This window comes from Novosphingobium sp., from assembly GCF_049240505.1.
Taxonomy (GTDB): domain Bacteria; phylum Pseudomonadota; class Alphaproteobacteria; order Sphingomonadales; family Sphingomonadaceae; genus Novosphingobium.
In genome coordinates, this window is record NZ_JBMLSM010000187.1 from 13,810 (window position 1) to 30,792 (window position 16,983).

A 16,983-nucleotide genomic window follows, 5' to 3' on the forward strand; every position below is an offset into this window, starting at 1 on the left:
TGGCAGGTCGCCATACCCGGACGGTGCCCAACGGCTTGCTCCATATGCGGCAATCGATTGAACTGGGGGTGGAGCAGATGTCATGACAAACTTTCCAGAGGGGCGTTCAGGCGCGCTTGCGCAAGTGGAACAGGGTTACAGTTTCCGCCTTGCCGGGGGGCAGCGGCAGGCCATTGGCAGAAAGCCAATCAGACGCGAATACCTGCGGCGTGACGCGCATGGCTTCGTGCAGCGGTGCGATGTGCGCGGCGTGGCCGCCTTGGCCCCCGGCGATGTGCAGCAGTTGCACCTCCCACGTGCCGCTCTGCCCGGCGAAAGGCAGCGGCAGGGGTTGCGGCCGCCTGTCCTGCGGCGGCTGATCGCGGATGACGAAGAGCAGCACCTCGTCGCTGCGGCCCTGCGCTTGCCAGACCAGTCCGTCATCCCCCTCGCCCAGCCAGACCTGCCCGTTGTGCAGCAGGCCGCGCCATTGCTTGTAAAAGGCAATCCAGTTGGTCAGTTCGCCACACTCAGCATCGTCAAGCGTGCGCGGGTCCATCTCCACGCCAAGGTGACCGGTTATTGCCATAGCAGCGCGAAAGCCCAAGCTGTGCCGCCGTCCTGTGGCATGGGCGGGGCTGGCCGCGATGTGCGATCCCATCACTTCTGGCGGAAGGAATGACAGGAACCCCCGCTGGATGCCGATGCGGCTTGCAGCGTCGATGTTGTCGCTGGTCCAATAGCGGTGACAATAGTCCGCCATGCCCGCGTCGTTGCGTCCACCGCCACCTGCGCAGGCCTCGATCTCAACGCCCGGATGCGCCGTCCGCACCCGCATCAGCAGGTCATAGCATCCCCGCACCTGCGCCGCTCCTCCCGCAGTGGACAGGTCGCGGTTGTGATCCCACTTAAGGTAAGTGATCGGCAGATCACGCAGCAGCGCATCAAGGCAATCGAACAGATAATCGCGCACATCGGCCCGCCGCATGTCGAGCACCAGTTGGTTGCGCGCAGTTGGCCTTGCCCGTCCCTCGCTCGCCAGTGCCCAATCCGGGTGCGCGCGGTAGAGATCGCTATCGGGATTGATCATTTCCGGCTCTACCCACAGGCCGAATTCCATGCCCAGCGCATTGACCCGCTCTGCCAATGGCCGCAGCCCGCGAGGGTACTTGGCCGGATCGGTGGTCCAGTCTCCCAGCCCTGCCGTGTCATCGTTGCGCCCGCGGAACCAGCCATCATCCAGAATGAACCGCTCTACGCCGACCAAGGACGCCGCCTCGGCCAATGCGACGATGCGCTCCTCGTCGTGATCGAAGTAGCACGCTTCCCACGAATTGAGGTGCACCGGTCGTGGCCGCATTGCACCGTCCGGCCAGCGCAGCCGCGCCCGAACAGCATCATGCATGGCCCCCGCTGCACCGTTGCGTCCAGCGGTGGAAATGGCAACGATAGCGTCGGGTGACACCCAAGCTTCACCGGGAGCAAGCCGCACTTCGCCCGGTTGCAACACGGCCCCGGCGACAAGCAGCCAGAACCCCTCGTCATCGCGCTCCACCGCGATACGGCTGTCTCCCGACCACGCCAGTTGCAGCGCGCGCACGGTTCCAGTGTCGAATGTCGCTCCCTCGTCCAGCACGAACAGTCCGCCCGGCCCGCCGTGGCCGGACAGCCCCCGCCGCCCCTCGCGCACCCAGGCCTGCTGCGGCATCGGCTCACGGCATTCCACCAGTTCGGCGTTGTGCCGCCCGCGCCATGACACGATCTCGCGCGCACCTGCCGAGATCGGCAGCATGGCGCTGGCCAGCCAATCTAAATCGACGTTTGCAGCGCCGATATTGCGCACAACTGTTCGGCATACGAATGCCGCACCGACAGCCTCGTATTCCAGTTCAAGAGCAACGCCCGCCAGATCGTCGCGCAGCACAAAGCGGACGCGCGCGGCATCCGCCACCACCTCTGCATGATCAAAGCACACCGTCAGCGCCGAACCATCAGCGGCCCGTGCCCGCACCATTTCCGGTCCGAACCAGCCCTGCCCGCCCACAGGCGCAACATCCAGCGGCACGTCCGCATCCATCGAATAGGACGCCGCCGTGCGTTGCGCAGCCAGCGCTTCCACCGCATCAACCGAAACACGCGGCCCGCAATGCCGCCACACAGGCGGCGCGCCCGCCCGCGCTTCCCACACCAGCGACCCCGTTCCTGCGTGCAAGGCAATCGCGCTGGCCATCAGGCTGCCACCGCCTGCGGCATCGCGCTCACCCTGCCTTCGCGCACCCACAGTACGGAAAGACCTGCCAGCACAAGGCAGACCCCGCAGAACATCAGCATGTTGCGGGGATCATTGCCCAGCGCCAGCTTGTAGGCATCAAACCCGATCGACACGAAGCCCAGGTCGAGACGGCTCATCACCACCGCGAAGATCAGCATCGGGATAACGATCATCATGTTGAAAATGCCCATGTATACGCCCGTCCGCTGCGGCGGGATGGAATTGCTGAGGATCGCATAGGGATTGCCCATGATGCTGCCCCAGGCGAGGCCGATGCCCACAGCCGGAAGGAAAAGCAGCGCCTTGTCGGTAATGCCGGGCAGCACAAACATGCCCGCCCCGCCCACAAACAGACACAGCGCATGAAGCGGCCCCGGTCCGATGCGCCGCACCAGCGGCACCATCGCAAAAGCCGTTACGAACGACACCGCGTTGTAGAACGCAGCCACTTCACCATTGGTCAGCACAGCCTCGCGGAACGCACCGCTATGAACGTCTGCCGTGCCATAGACGGTACGGCTCATCGAGTAGACCGCATAAGTCCAGTAACCCGACATGCCTACCCACTGGAACAGGCTCATCAACCCCAGCTTGCGCATGGCCACAGGCATTTCCACAATGGCCTCGCCAATTTCGCGCAAGGTAGCCCATGCGCCCTTTGGCTGCGCTGCAATATGATCCCGTTCTTGCGGCGTCAGCGGAAGTTCCGGCACGCGCAGAACCGACCAAACGATCGTTGCCAGCGAAAGCACGGCACCAATCATGAACACCACCCGCACGGTATAGGGAATGCCGTGATCGTCCACCCAATCGCGGCTCATCCCGAAACCCACCAGGAGCGAAGGCGTGAGGAACGCCAGCATCTGCGCAAGGCCGGTGAACGCACTTTGCGAAAGGAAACCCGCCTGCCGCTGGTCCGGGTTCAGCCGGTCCGAGACATAGGCACGATATGGCTCCATCGTGATGTTGTTGCCCGCGTCCAGTATCCACAACAGCGACATCGCCATCAGGATCGAACTGGAAAGCGGCATGAAGAACAGGCCAAGGCAGCACAGCACCGCCCCGATCAGAAAATACGGCGTGCGACGGCCCCACCGGCTCAACGTGCGGTCGCTCATCGCGCCGATGATCGGCTGAACCAAGAGGCCCGTGATCGGCCCCGCCAGTTGCAGCATCGGAAGCTGGGATTCATCTGCCCCAAGAAAGCTGTAGATCGGCCCCATGTTGCCCTGCTGCAAACCAAAGCTGAATTGCAGACCGAGAAAGCCGAGGTTCATTTCCAGGATACGCGAAAGCGGCAAATGAGGCCGCATCGCTGTTGCTGCGGCCTGTCCGCTGCCATCATGACTGCTGCTGAAGGTCACGATCGTACTCTCCCACAGGGCCTTTGCCTTTCCGGCTTGAATGGCCTCGGCAACGTCATGCCACAGCCCGCGCCTAATGACAACAATCGATTGCAAATCCTGACTGAGCATTTTGATGCAAAAATTTGTGCTCTCAATTCAACCGCTTTCGCCCTCTTTCCCAGCCCTGCCTGCTGACGACCGAAGGGTATCCACGCGTGCTCCGTTTGGATTGAGAGCATCGGGAAGGGAACGACAGGACATGGACAGACAATCAATCGATACCTGCGCAGGCACCGCGCACGATCACGCCGATGAAGGCCTCGCGGCAGACCTTGCCCGGATCGAACAGTTGCGGGTAGGGCGCCGTCGCGCGCTCGCCCTTTTCGGATCGGCAGGCGGCAGCGCTCTGCTGTTCGGGTGCGGTGGTAATGAAGGCGCAGCATCAACCACCGCCACGACCGTGACGACCAGCACTGCAACGGCGACCGCTACGGCCACGGCAACCGCCACAGCAACGGCGACAGCAACATCCGGCACTTGTACCGCCCCTTCGAGCGAAACCAACGGTCCTTACCCTGCGGACGGGACGAACACCTCGTCGGGCCTCACATCAAATGCCCTTACCGCCACAGGCGTGGTGCGCAGCGACATTCGCTCCAGCTTCGTCGGTTCGTCCACTACCACAGCCACCGGCGTTACGATGACCTTCACGATCACCGTGGTCGATGTGAACAACGGCTGCACTCCGCTTGCAGGCTATGCCCTGTACATCTGGTGTTGCGACAAGGACGGCAACTACTCGCTGTACAACCTGCCCAACGAAAGCTACCTGCGCGGCGTTCAGGTAACCGATGCGAACGGACAGGCCACTTTCACGCTCGTCGTGCCCGGCTGCTACAACGGGCGCTACCCGCATATCCACTTCGAGGTTTTCTCAAGCCTCGCCAACGCCACCAATGGCAATTTCGCGCGCCTGATATCGCAGTTTGCCATCCCCAACGCGGTCTGCGCTGCCGTCTATGCCACCAGCGATTACGCCACGAGCCTGCGCAACTACAACAATGGCAACAATTCGACCGCCAGCGACAACATCTTCAGCGACGCCACCAGTGCGCAGCTTGCGGTGATGACGCCGACGATGACCGGCTCGGTTTCAGCGGGCTACACCGCAACCACGACAATCGGCATCGCCACCTAACCGAACGGGTCGATCAACACCTTGCACTGGTGCGTGCGCTTGCGCAGACTCTCGAACACATGCGGAGTCGCATCCAGTGCGATGGTGTCGGTCACCAGCAGGCGCGGCTCCACCGCTCCGCGATCCAGCGCGTCCAGCGCGGCTTCGTACTCCTGCCGGGTGAAGAACGCCGATGTCACCAGTTTCACCTGCTTCGAAAGCATGGCAAAACTGTTAAACGTGTCTGGCCGCGTGCACAGGCCCAGCAGCACAATGGTGCCATCGTTGCGCACCTGATCCACGGCTTGCGCGATCAGGCCTGGCACTCCAACGCATTCGAATACCACATCGGTCTTGCCACCCAACGCGCGCTCGGCGCTGCCAACCGGGTCGGCTGCATCGACTACAAAGTCATGCGCGCCCATCTGCATTGCCCGTTCGCGCTGCCATTCGGCAAGATCCTGCACAACCACCCGGCCAGCGCCAAAACGTCGCGCCCAGAACGCCACGGCAAGGCCAATCGGCCCAGCCCCCAGCACCAGCACCCTGTCGCCGATGGTCATGCGGCTCAACGCCACACCATGCAAAGCCACCGCCAGCGGCTCGACAATGGCACCATCGGCCAGACTCGCGCTCTTCGGCAAGCGCACGCACTGGTTCGGTCGGGTCAACGCATATTCGGCATAGCCGCCGCCCTGCAGCCCGAACGCTTCGCACCACTGCACGGCGCCTGCCCGGCAGGCATGGCAATGCCCGCAACTTTTGAGCGGGATGACCGACACGAGATCACCCGTCCGAAGCCCTTCCACACCCTTGCCCAGCGCCACGACTTCGCCCGCGAACTCATGGCCCAGAACCGATCCTGCGCCTTGTCCATAGGCGGGGTCTTCGGTCATGTGCAGGTCTGACCCGCAGATGCCGCAGCGGCCCACCTTGACCACCACATCGCCCTCGCCCGGCGTCGGATCGTCGACGGTTTCGATGGCAAGCGGCTTGTGCAGGCCTTGCATGACGGCGGCGCGCATCGTTCAGGCTCCCTACTTGTACTTGCCCAGCATCATGCCGCCATCGATCACGCAGTGGCTGCCGGTCATGTAATCGGAAGCATCCGAGGCCAGCAGGAGCGCAAGCGGCTTCAGCTGATCTGTCTCGGCCACCTGTCCCAATGGCACGATGGCGTCCCACGCAGCGCGGGCCACGGGGTCTTTCTTCAGCCACCCCCCGCCGATGTTGGTCACGAACGGCCCCGGCGCAATCGCGTTGATGCGGATACCGAACTCGGCCAGTTCCAGCCCCAGCGCGCGCACCATGTGCAGCACGCCCGCCTTTGCCGGCATATAGGGCAGGCCGACAATCGGCTCCGTCACCAACCCCGCGTTCGAAGCCGTGGTGATGATCGAACCACCTGTCCGGCCATTGGCGCGACCTTCCTGCTTCATGATCCGCACCGCGTTGCTCACGGTGTGGAACACGCCGTTGAGGTTCACCTGGATCGATCGCTCCCAGCGCTTGTGGTCATAGGTATCGACCTGCCCGTCGGGATTGCGGTGCCCCGCCGGGTTCCAGAAGCCCGCGCCCGTATCGATCCCCGCATTGGCAAAACAGATGTCCAGCCCGCCATAGGCCTGCGCATGAGCATCGAACGCGGCCACGACCTGATCCCAGTCCGAAACATCAAGCCGGTCGGCTCGCACTTCGTACCCTTCATCGCGCAGCCGTGCCGCTTCGCGTTCGGCGCCTTCGCCGTCGATGTCGGTCAGCGTCACTGCTGCGCCCGCCTCAGCCATCGCCTCGGCATAGGCAAGACCGATGCCCGAAGCAGCGCCAGTAACAAGCGCAGAGCGCCCCTTGATATCGAACCTGTCTAGCGTTCCCATCGGTATCCTCAATTATTGTAAGGTGTCATGCAGCGTCGCGCTGCTTTTCCCGCTCGATCAACCGCTGCAACATGCGCCTTGCGCGCACACCGCCACCGTCACCGCCAAGGATAAGCGGACGCAGTTCCCAGAAGTCGGCCCCGCGCATCAGTCGGTGGCTGTCGCGGATGATCGGCATGTCCTCCTGCTCGAACGCAAATTCCAGCGCGCCGCGCATGGCGGCGGTGAACTCCGCATCGCCCAGCCTGTAATCGCGCGCGGTCGCCCAGAAGTAATGCGTGGTATCCGGCGTTTCGGGCGTGAAAGCGTGGAGCGAAGGAAGCGTCACGCAATCTTCGCGCGGCGTACCCGGATCGCCCGCACGGAAATCGAAATAGAGTACGGCAGGCGCGTGCCACTTCACCATGCCGTAGAAATCCTGCGGTTGCCCTTCGGTGCCCATCACCGCCGATATGCCTACCGAAAGCTGATCGTTCAGCCGCACATATTCCGCATAGACGTTCTCGCCATCCTGCCAGAACTTGCGCTCACCTTCGGTAAAGGCGCTCGCCACCAACGCGGGATGCACAAAGTTGGCGTGGCTCAGATCAAGGATGTTGTCGCTGTAAAGCTCATAATGCCCTTCAGCCACCGTTGCGCCACGCACCACTTCCCACTTCGGCTCGGCAAGCCACGAAAAGTCCGGGATCAGCGCAGGATCGGCTTTGCCCGCCTCGCCCATCCATATCCACAGCAGCGCGTGCCGCTCGACCAGCGGGTAGACACGCAGCCGCGCATCGGGAAGCTGTCCTCCGGGGTGCGGATTGTGGACGCAGCGCCCTGCCCCATCGAACCGCAGCCCGTGGTATGGACACAGCAGCGTTCCCTCAACCACGCTGCCGTGCCCCAATGGCGCAAAGCGGTGCGGACAGCGCCCGCTGACCGCCTGCGCCACGCCATCCCCATCGCGGAACAGCGCCACAGGCTCTTCCAGAAACGTTCGTTGCTGCGGCTCTTCGCCCAGATCACCCGCCCACCCGGCAACGTACCATGTGTCGCGCAGATAGTTCCCGCGTGGTTCGGCCCCCAGTTTCGGGACAGGGATACGTTCGCCGCTCATACCCCCGCCCCTAAAGATAGAGCGCGGGATTGATCGCGATGCCGTTCTCGCGGCAATAGCTTTCATAGTGGTTCATGAACCACCACACGTCGAGCGTCTCCACATGGTTGCCGTTCTCGTCAAAGAACTCGTTCGCGCCCTGCATGTGGAACAACGCCTTCATGCCGTTGGGATCATCGGTCACGAGTGTGTGCGCGGTGCCCGGCGTTTCGGTGATGAAATCGCCTGCACGGCACACCCAGTCGTATTCAAGGTAGCGGAACGAGCCTTCCAGCCCCACCGCCCACACCTTGCCCCGGTGCTTGTGCGTGCCGATCACGCCCGGGCCCTTGATCCACAAAACGTTGACATAGACATTCTCGCGCACGTCGAACGCCAGATGCCGGATCGCAGCATTCTCGCCAAACGGCACCCACGGGCTTTCCGCCTCGGACGAGCCTACGTAAGTCCCCTCCACACCCTTGGCGCGGATAAGATCGCCATAGAGTTCGGGAACATTGACGATCTTGTAAGCGCCGGATGGCGGCGCAGTCATCGTGCCCATGATTGCCTCAGAGATAGAGCTTGGGGTTGATGGCGATGCCGTTCTCACGGCAGTACGTTTCGTAGTGATTGATGAACCACCAGACATCGGTGGTATCTACCAACACTGCGTTTTCGTCGTAGAAGTCGATCGGTCCCTGCATCCACCCGAAAAGCTTGCAGCCCTGCGGATGGTCGGTGACAAGCGTGTGGCTCTCGCCCGGCGTTTCCAGGATCAGCCCGCCCGGCGTCGCCACCCAATCGTATTCCAGATAGCGCACGCTGCCTTCGAGGCAGACCATCGTGATGGTGCCACGGTGAAAATGCGTGCCGATCACGCCCGGTCCCTTCACCCACAGGATGTTCGAGAACAGGTTCTGCCGCACGTCGAACGCCAGATGCTTGATCGCAGCATTGTCACCAAAGGGCACCCAAGGGCTGTCCACATCGGTCTGCGCATCGATATAGCGGCCCCCGGGGCTGAGCCGCGCCACCAGTTCCCTGTGCGCAAAGGGCACATCCACGATCTCGGCCTTGTTCGAAGGCGGCGCGGTCATCACGGTTGCAGTGCTCATGGTCGAAAATCCTCTCAGCGGATCAGGGTGTCAACATAGTCGGCCCCGATGCCGACCTTCTCGTAATGGTCGCGCGCGGCCTGCATGTAATCGAACACGTCGTAATGGCCGGTGGTGTTGCCATCTTCGTCCAGCCACATCAGCGGGCCGGAAACCACGAAGAACACCTTCATCGGATCTTCGTGTTCATAGCAGACGAGTGTATGGCTCTCGCCCGGCGTTTCGTAAACGAAATCGCCTGCGGTCGCGGTCCACTCGTGCTCAAGGTAGGCCCACTTGCCACTGATCGTGTAGGCCCAGATCGGATGCGGATGATAATGGCGGTTCACCAGCCCCGCCGATTTGCTCATCAGCACATCGGCCCACATGTTCTTCGAAGGGCTGATCCAGACGGGCTTGGAAAACACCGTCTCCGATATCGGCACCCAGTACCGCTCATCGCCCTCTGCGATCTTCGGCAGATAGACTTCGGGCAGTCCGCCTTCGCGGAACACCTTGGCGACCGGCTTGATGTCCTTCCAGAATTCGGCGTGCGGTGCCTCAGGCATCTGTTGTCTCCATAAAAAGTCGAACGCGGGTGGGGCTGAACGGGTCCAGCCCCGCCCGCGTTCAGATCACTCAGAACTCCACGCCAAGCCGCACGAACCATTCACGCGGACGGCTGTAGGTGCCGTAGAACTGGCCACCGGCAATCTGTGCCTGACCGGTCACCAGATACCGTTCGTCGGTGATGTTGGTCACGCCTGCGGTCAGATCCCAATGGTTGCCCGACTTGTAGGTCACGTTGCCATTGACGATATCGGTCGGCCCGCGCTGCAACAGGAAGGCACGCTCGGTATCGTTCCACAGCGACGTGGTGTGCGTCCAGTCACCCAGAATGACCACCTTGGCATCGCCGCCCACCGACAGCTCGTAACGCGGGCTGACGTTGAACTTCCACTTTGGCGTCTTGGGCAGATCGGCATTCGGGAACACCCCTGCCTGGAACGGATTGGCCGCAACCTGCGCACCAGCCAGCACCGCCGTGTAATAGGCATCGGTGTAACCGACCGAAGCATTGATCAGGAAGCCGTCGGTGGGGGCCGCAACAACCTCAACCTCGAAGCCCTTGATCCGCGCATCGCCAGCGTTCTGAATGGTCGGCGAAACGCCCTGCTGGAAGTTCAGCTGGATGCCCTTGTAGTTGGTCAGGAATGCCGCAGCATTCACCTGCAATCGGCGATCGAGGAACATCGACTTCACGCCAACTTCCCACGTGGTTGCCTTTTCTTCGTTGAAGTCGGGCGCGGTGGGCAGCGGGTTTGACAGGCGGGTTGTCCAGCCACCGGTCTTGTAACCCTTCGACCAGCTGGCATAGAGCATCGCGTCTTCGCCGGGGTGGTACTGCAAGCCGACCTTGGGCGCGAAGTTGCTGAACGACTTGCGCTGGGTTCCCGCAATGTAATAGCGCAGTGGTTCACCCTGATTGGGGAAACCGGCGGCGATGCGGCAAGCATCCGTGATCGGATTGATCGATGCGCAAGGCGGCACGCCAACCTGATTGAGGATCTTGTAGGTCAGCCCGTTGGCATCCGACTGGAAGCCTTCGAACGTCTTGTTTTCCTTGGTATAACGACCACCAACGGTGATACCGAACTGTTCGGTCGGACGATAGTCGACCTGGCCGAAGAACGCGTAGTTCTTGGTCGAAAGATCGTTCGGCCCGTCAACCTGCAGCAAGCCTTCGGCGAAGGTCACATAGTCGTGCAGGTCGCCCGCTTCCTTGAAGAAGTATGCGCCCAGCACATAGTTCAGCTTCTTGTCCATCGCCGAACCGTTCAGCTGCAGTTCCTGGCTGAACTGATACTGGTTCATGGTAAAGCTGGTGTGCAGGAAGTTCAGCGGCGACCCGTCAAGGTCCATGCCTGCATTCCAGTGCAGTTCGCGATAGGCAGTGATCGACTTGATCATCACCGTGTCGGACAGGTCGAACTCGATCGTGCCCGAACCGCCATAGGTCTTGAGCTGCGAGTAGTTGTTGCCGTTGGCATAGGACACGTCGATGTCGTTCGACACGAAGCGGTTGTCATAAGGCAGGCGGTTGTTGTTCGGGTTGGAATCCACATTCACGCCGAACACGGTCGGGTTGTCGAAGATGCTGTTCAGCCCGCCGATGCCGCCGATGTAGGCGAAAGAAGGCGGACCGCCCCCGCAATCGCCAGTGACAATACCCTGGATCGCGCAGTTATAGGTGCCCGCAAACACGGCAGGGGTCGTTGCGATGACGGTGTTGGGAAGCTGCGACTGGTCGATATTGCTGTAATCGCCCGAAAGCGTGATGCGCAGGTTGGTCTTGTTGTCGTAACGCAGCTTGCCGCGCAGGTTCCAGCTGTTGTCGCCGCCTTCGGTGCCATAGCCGATGTTCTTGTAACCGGCTGCCTTATAATTGGTGATCGGCGTTGAATCGAAATTGCTCGCACCTGGGAAAGCCACGCGCTTCACGTAACCATCGCGGTTCTTGGTCGAAAAGCTGACCGATGCGGCAAGCCCGTCGGTCAGTGGCAGATCGACCATACCGCGCGTCTGTAGCAGACCGAAGCGGCCCGTCGTCACATCGCCCTTGAAACGGAACTCGTCACCCGGATCATGCGTCACGATCGAGATCGCGCCGCCGATGGTGTTACGACCGAACAGCGTGCCTTGCGGCCCCTTCAGCACTTCGATGCGCTCGACGTCCGGCAGATCCTGGTTCGCACCGACCGAACGGGCAAGATAGACGCCATCAAGATAGACGCCCACGCCCGGATCAATGTTGAACGCAAAGTCGTTCGCGCCAATGCCGCGAATGAAGGCCGAAAGCACGGCAGACGAACCCGAGAACGGTGTGCCCGCGTCAAGCGTGACGTTGGGCGAAATGTTCGAAAGCGAAGCTACGCTGCCAACCGCACGCTCCTGCAGCGCATCTGCACTGAATGCCGAAATCGCAATTGGCACGTCCTGCACGTTTTCTGCGCGCTTCTGCGCCGTCACCACGATCTGCGCGATGCCGCCTGTGCTTTCCTCGCCCTGAGCGCTGTCTTGCGCAAATGCCGGTGCGGCGATAGCCGCCGCCATTGCGGCAATGGATACCGATGCAATTCTCATGCTTTTCTCTCCCTGTTGGTCTTGATGGCGGAGCACGGCCTTTCAGCCCTGCTCCCAAGATCTCGCCAGCGTGATAGATGCTGGTTCGATCAGTTGCTTGCACTCACGCGCAAGCCGATCAGGACTGCTGCGCAAATCCCGTGTTGCGCAGCATCCACTCCTTCACAAATGAGGCTGCCTGCCCATCCGCCAGTCCCTCGGCGCCACGCCAAACTGCTGGCGGAAGCACCGCGTGAAATAGGCGCTGTCGTTGAAGCCCAGTTCGAACGCGATTTCGGTAATGCTCGCATCCGGCCGCGCGACGAGCCGGTCCGCAGCGCGCCGCAACCGCTGTTCAAGGATATAGGCGGTGGGCGTCGTGCCCATCGCGGCAAACACGTTCTGCACTGTCCGCATGGAAATCCGGCAGGTTTCCGCGATCGATGCCGTGCGCAGCGAAGGATCTTCAAGGTGCGCCGCAACCATCGCAGTCACTTTCTTGCGAAGATCGATCTCCGGCTGGACTGACAGCGGACGTTGCGCCCCGCGCATGGCCATCGCTGCAAGGTCATAGAACACGGCGTTCATCCCGCATTCCCATTCCGGGTCTTCGCCCGCCCGTTCACCATGCTGCCACAACGAAAGCAGGAAATCGTGGAACACGCGGCCGCCCGGCGTGGCGCCGCACATACGCTGCATCAGCGCGTCGTCGATCCCGGGAAAACGCTCCGCCAACGGCTCGCGCGGGAACTCTACCACCAGCATTTCGTGGCCGGTCAGCTTGATCGAATAAGGTTCATGCGGACTGGCCAGCACGAAATCCCCTGGCTCCAGCGCGCATTCGGCCTGCTTCTGGTTGTGTTCGCTACTGCCACGGCACTGCAGGTGCAGGATCAGCCGTTCCTCATTCTGCGGCAAGGGCGTGCGACCCACGGCAGAATGCGTGGAATCCGTGCGGATCATGTCCAACTGGCCCACTCGCCATGCCAGCATCCGCCCCGAGAAATCCTGACCCGGCACGTTCACGAACGTCCCTGTAAAAACGCGGTCTGCGATCTCGTTCCAGTAACGTGCCCGATCTGGCGGAGCCACGTCGCCGGTATGAAACCTGAGAAGCGCACTCATCGTCGTTCTCCCGTAAACCAGCTCAGGCGAATGCCGGAGCGGTGCGTCGCGCAATCACGCGCGGCGCGGATTCAATCAGTCCCAGCGTGCAGACACCCGCCAGCACGGCGCAGACCAGCATCAGCCAGAGTGCCGCCGAAAGCCCATAAATGTCGGCCAGTGCGCCCGCCAGAAACGGCGCCAGCACGCCGCCCAGAACTTCGCCCGTACCCATCACCACGCCGGTAAGCGTCGCCGTAAGACGTGGATCGACCGACTCTGCCGGGATCGTCGCCATGAACATCGGAAACAGGCCGTTCAGCCCCCACCCGAAGAAGAAGATGCCCGCCAGCATCAGGGTTGAACCCTGATAGTACAGTCCCGCCAGCGGCAGGATCACACCAAGGAACGAAAAGAAGATCATCACCGGACGCCGACCGATCGCGTCGGAAATGGCGGGCACCACAAAGCTGCCCAGCCCCGCCGAAATGCCCAGCGTCGCCATCAGCCAACCCATCGTTTCGGGATCGAAACCGCGCACCTTGGTCAGGAACAGCGGCATGAACGCCCAGCAGACCACCAGATAGGACACCAGCAGGATGGAAATCAACGCACAGAGGATAACGTTACGGTGCGCAAACGCCTCGCGCAGAGTCACTTTCGGTGCAGCTTCGTCGTGCGCCTCGGCAGGTGGTTCGCGCAGTGTGAACCAGATCAGCGCCGCTGTCACCAGCCCCGGCAGCGCGGCAAGGTAGAACCCCGTGCGCCAGCCCACAGCCACGGCCACCGGCACCAGCAGGATCGGCGCAAGCCCGGAACCCAGCAGGTTGGAACCAAGGTTCTGCGCCACGCCCATCGCCAGCCCGCGCCGCTCGGGCGCCACTTCAGCCACGATCATCGAATGGCTGACCGGCATCACCCCGCCTTCCGCCGCGCCCATCAGCAGGCGCGCGCCCAGCAGCATCAGGAACGATGACGCCGCGCCCGATATGAAAGAGCACAGGCAGAACGCCACGGTAGCCACCACGATCACCGGCTTGCGCGATCCCAGCTTGTCCGAAATTCGCCCGACGGCCAGCCCCGAAAGCGCCCAGGTCAGCGACAATGCCGAACTGAACATACCGACCTGCGTGTTGCTCAGTTGCAGATCCGGCTGGACGAACGGCATCAGGAAATTGAGCGCGTTGCGATCAAAGAACAGGATGCCGAAATTCAGGCTGAGCAGCGCGGTTACCCAGATCTGGTATCCGCTCCCCCGCGCCGTTCCGGCTTTTGTGCCTGCACCTGCCAACATCACGTTCTCCCGATATCCTCGCCGCCGGTCGTTGCCGGTCTTGCCCTCACTCTAGGTCGCCTTTGCTCTCCTCTCTTGCATTGGCGCGCATCCCGACCGGGACCAGCGCGCAACGGATCAGATGAAGGGCCGCACCGGATCGGAACCGTCCCAGCCCTGGGAAGCCTTCCACATCGCCGTGAAATGCGCGTCCATGCCCGGCGTTGCGGGGATCAGTTCCAGAAATCCCGGAGCCGCCGCATCCCCACCTTCAAGATAGGCAACGCTTCCCCCGGTCGGCACCGCCGCCTTGAAAGCAAGCGCATAACCCCGCGCCAGATAGTCGGGCAGCGCAGCTTCCACGTCCGCGCAGGCAATCCCGAAGTGATGGAAACCAAACCCTCGCTGCTCGATCGTCTCGCGATAGACCGATGGATTGCTGTCGAGCGGTTGGATCAGCTCGATCTGCATGTGGCCGACAAAGCCCATCGCAATCGTGACATCGGCTGTCGAAGCCTCTCCACGATAGGTCTGGTCAGGCCCCAGAAAGTGATCGAGCAGAAAGAACGGGCCTGCAGCACAATCGCGTTGGAAGTGGGCAATGGAAGCGCGCACGTCCTCTACCACGAAAGCCGTCTGCATCACACCGCCAAAGGGCTGGCCGAAGCCAAGCAAGTTTGCCATTCCCATCCTCTCCTCGCGCCCCGCCTCTGTCGTGCGGCAACGCAAAAACTCTGAACTCTAAAGCGTTATCGCAACCTTGCCGAACAGCCCTGCCGAAGATTGATACGCATAGGCTTCGCGCGCCTCCTCCATTGCAAAGCTGCGGTCGACCACCGGCTTGATCTCATGCGTATCGATGAAGGCATTCAGCCGCTGTGCCATGCCCTTGGACCCCACGAAGATGCCCCGGATAGATGCGCCTTTGAACATCAGCCCATGCGGATTGGTATCGCCCTCGCGCGTCAGCACGCCTATCAGCGCGATCTCTCCGGCAAAGCCCACGGCGGCAATGGATTGCTTGAGCGTGCCCGCCCCGCCAACCTCGACCACCTTGTCCACCCCGCCACCGGCAAGCCGCGCAGCTTCCGCGCCCCACTCAGGCGTGGTGCGATAATTGATCACATGATCCGCCCCCATCGCCTTCACGCGCTCAAGCTTTTCGTCCGACGATGATGTGGCGATCACGGTTGCGCCTGCCGCCTTGGCAATCTGCAAGGCCAGCAGCGATACGCCCCCGGTGCCAAGCACCAGCACCGTATCCCCGGCCTTCACCGGACGCGGCCCCTCCATCAGCGCGTTCCATGCCGTTACCCCGGCGCAAGGCAGACACGCTGCCTGCGCAAAGTCCAGCGTTTCGGCCAGCTTGACCACGCCGCGTTCGGGCAGAACCACCATGTCCTGCAGCATTCCCGGCGCAGGCGGCGCGCCCAGCGCCACGCCCATGCCGGGGTTCGGCAGACCTTCCATCCAGTCCTGAAAGAAGATGCCAGCCACCCGGTTACCCACGGCAACCGAGGTCACGCCCTCACCCACCGCCACAACCTCACCGGCGCCGTCAGACAGCGGCACCGTGTCCTGCTGCACCACGCCGCCCATGTAGAAGCCCAGCGGAATGATCTGGTCACGATAGTTCAGCGAACAGGCCCGCACCCGCACAGCCACTTCGCCCGCACCGGGGCGCGGCTCTGCGGTGTCGACCAGTTTCAGGTCGTCAAGCGAGGTAGACCCTGCGGAAATCAGCCACTGACGCATTCTCGTTCTCTCCCTGTGGCCTGAACATCACCCATTCAGCGCCAAGAGATAATCAGCAGGACAAACTGATTTCACCAAGTGAAATTTAATTGGGGTTCTGTTCCAACGCCGTCCCAATCGCCCGAGCAGTCGCCTTCAACGCTTCGAGGTGCCGCTGCACCACGGCCTCATCCGCGCCCCGCCGCCCCGGCCACGTCACGTTGATCGTGGCGATGGGCGATCCGCCAACGATGATCGGCACTGCCATAGACCGCCGCCCGTCGCGCAGGATCATCTGCTTCGACCGGTCTGGCCACGGCAACAGCGGATCGCGCGTGGCATAGCCCCGCTGACGCACCGTCTGCAGCATCTGCCGCAGTTCCACGTCGCTGCCTTCAGCCGGATTGGCCGGACGCAGACGATTGATGATCGAATCGCGCTCCGCATCCCCGCATGCCGCCAGATAGGCGCGCCCTGTCGCGGTGTGGATGTACGATAGCTTCACCCCAACCGGCCCCAGAATTGCCGAATCAAGTCGAAACAGCGGGCTGTTCGTCTCCAGTATCTCCATATGGTCGAGTCGCGGCGCGGCCAGCACCGAAGGCCAGGCTACCCGCGTCGAAAGCGCCTTCATGTGCGGAGATGCAATCTCTGCGATATGCGCAGGTGACGTTACCGACGCCCGCTCCACGCGGTCCACATGCGGCAAATAGGCTCCATCAGCCAGCCTCTGCCACACCAGTCCCTTCTGCCCCAAAGTGACCAGCATTCGCAGCAGCGTCGCCTTGGGCAGGCCTGTTGCCTGATGCAGCTCGTGCAGGCTCGCCGCCTTGCGCGTCTGCACTTCGATCAACACGTCCAGTCCACGCTCCAGCGCGCGCACGGTTTTCACCCGGCGTTCCAGCATCTTTCCTCTCCCGGCA

General features: G+C 62.2%; 15 protein-coding genes. 1 reads left to right on the top strand and 14 read right to left on the bottom strand.

Going from position 1 to position 16,983, the window contains the following annotated elements; all coding sequences use genetic code 11:
• Nucleotides 1–106: 106 nt before the first annotated feature.
• Nucleotides 107–2,260, bottom strand: coding sequence for an alpha-galactosidase (locus ACOVQ0_RS15150; RefSeq protein WP_421886172.1), 2,154 nt, complete (start codon nt 2,258–2,260; stop codon nt 107–109).
• Nucleotides 2,209–3,528 (bottom strand): MFS transporter, encoded by a 1,320-nt coding sequence (locus tag ACOVQ0_RS15155; RefSeq protein WP_421886265.1) that lies wholly within the window; start codon nt 3,526–3,528, stop codon nt 2,209–2,211. Before ACOVQ0_RS15155 ends, ACOVQ0_RS15150 begins: the two co-directional genes overlap by 52 nt.
• A 328-nt stretch (nt 3,529–3,856) precedes the next feature.
• Between ACOVQ0_RS15155 and ACOVQ0_RS15160 the strand changes: the two genes are divergently transcribed.
• The gene (locus ACOVQ0_RS15160; RefSeq protein ID WP_421886175.1) at nt 3,857–4,795 is read left to right on the top strand and encodes an intradiol ring-cleavage dioxygenase; all 939 of its coding nucleotides are present in this window, start codon (nt 3,857–3,859) and stop codon (nt 4,793–4,795) included.
• On the opposite strand, the gene ACOVQ0_RS15165 is transcribed toward ACOVQ0_RS15160, so the two are convergent.
• The 12 genes from ACOVQ0_RS15165 to ACOVQ0_RS15220 form a co-directional block, all read right to left on the bottom strand.
• A complete protein-coding gene (locus ACOVQ0_RS15165; RefSeq protein WP_421886178.1) occupies nt 4,792–5,799 on the bottom strand; it encodes a zinc-binding dehydrogenase in 1,008 nt (335 codons plus the stop codon). The genes ACOVQ0_RS15160 and ACOVQ0_RS15165 overlap by 4 nt on opposite strands.
• A 12-nt stretch (nt 5,800–5,811) precedes the next feature.
• Nucleotides 5,812–6,651, bottom strand: coding sequence for an SDR family NAD(P)-dependent oxidoreductase (locus ACOVQ0_RS15170; RefSeq protein ID WP_421886181.1), 840 nt, complete (start codon nt 6,649–6,651; stop codon nt 5,812–5,814).
• A 25-nt stretch (nt 6,652–6,676) separates the two neighbouring features.
• Nucleotides 6,677–7,750, bottom strand: coding sequence for a Rieske 2Fe-2S domain-containing protein (locus tag ACOVQ0_RS15175; RefSeq protein WP_421886184.1), 1,074 nt, complete (start codon nt 7,748–7,750; stop codon nt 6,677–6,679).
• 10 nt (nt 7,751–7,760) lie between these two features.
• Entirely contained in the window at nt 7,761–8,294 is a 534-nt protein-coding gene (locus ACOVQ0_RS15180) for a 2,4'-dihydroxyacetophenone dioxygenase family protein (RefSeq protein ID WP_421886187.1), read from the bottom strand.
• A 7-nt stretch (nt 8,295–8,301) separates the two neighbouring features.
• Entirely contained in the window at nt 8,302–8,847 is a 546-nt protein-coding gene (locus ACOVQ0_RS15185; protein WP_421886190.1) for a 2,4'-dihydroxyacetophenone dioxygenase family protein, read from the bottom strand.
• Between the two features lie 14 nt (nt 8,848–8,861).
• Nucleotides 8,862–9,395, bottom strand: a complete 534-nt coding sequence (locus tag ACOVQ0_RS15190) for a 2,4'-dihydroxyacetophenone dioxygenase family protein (RefSeq protein WP_421886193.1) — start codon at nt 9,393–9,395, stop codon at nt 8,862–8,864.
• A 70-nt stretch (nt 9,396–9,465) separates the two neighbouring features.
• Nucleotides 9,466–11,970, bottom strand: coding sequence for a TonB-dependent receptor (locus ACOVQ0_RS15195; protein WP_421886195.1), 2,505 nt, complete (start codon nt 11,968–11,970; stop codon nt 9,466–9,468).
• A 162-nt stretch (nt 11,971–12,132) separates the two neighbouring features.
• Nucleotides 12,133–13,074 (bottom strand): helix-turn-helix domain-containing protein, encoded by a 942-nt coding sequence (locus ACOVQ0_RS15200; RefSeq protein ID WP_421886198.1) that lies wholly within the window; start codon nt 13,072–13,074, stop codon nt 12,133–12,135.
• A gap of 22 nt (nt 13,075–13,096) precedes the next feature.
• Nucleotides 13,097–14,347 carry an MFS transporter gene (locus ACOVQ0_RS15205; protein ID WP_421886200.1) on the bottom strand — a complete coding sequence of 417 codons (1,251 nt, stop codon included), beginning with the start codon at nt 14,345–14,347 and terminating at the stop codon, nt 13,097–13,099.
• Nucleotides 14,348–14,464: 117 nt separating this feature from the next.
• Nucleotides 14,465–15,010 (bottom strand): VOC family protein, encoded by a 546-nt coding sequence (locus tag ACOVQ0_RS15210; protein WP_421886203.1) that lies wholly within the window; start codon nt 15,008–15,010, stop codon nt 14,465–14,467.
• A 57-nt stretch (nt 15,011–15,067) separates the two neighbouring features.
• Nucleotides 15,068–16,081 (bottom strand): zinc-dependent alcohol dehydrogenase family protein, encoded by a 1,014-nt coding sequence (locus ACOVQ0_RS15215; protein ID WP_421886206.1) that lies wholly within the window; start codon nt 16,079–16,081, stop codon nt 15,068–15,070.
• An 85-nt stretch (nt 16,082–16,166) separates the two neighbouring features.
• Nucleotides 16,167–16,967, bottom strand: a complete 801-nt coding sequence (locus ACOVQ0_RS15220; RefSeq protein ID WP_421886209.1) for an IclR family transcriptional regulator domain-containing protein — start codon at nt 16,965–16,967, stop codon at nt 16,167–16,169.
• Between the last annotated feature and the right edge of the window lie 16 nt (nt 16,968–16,983).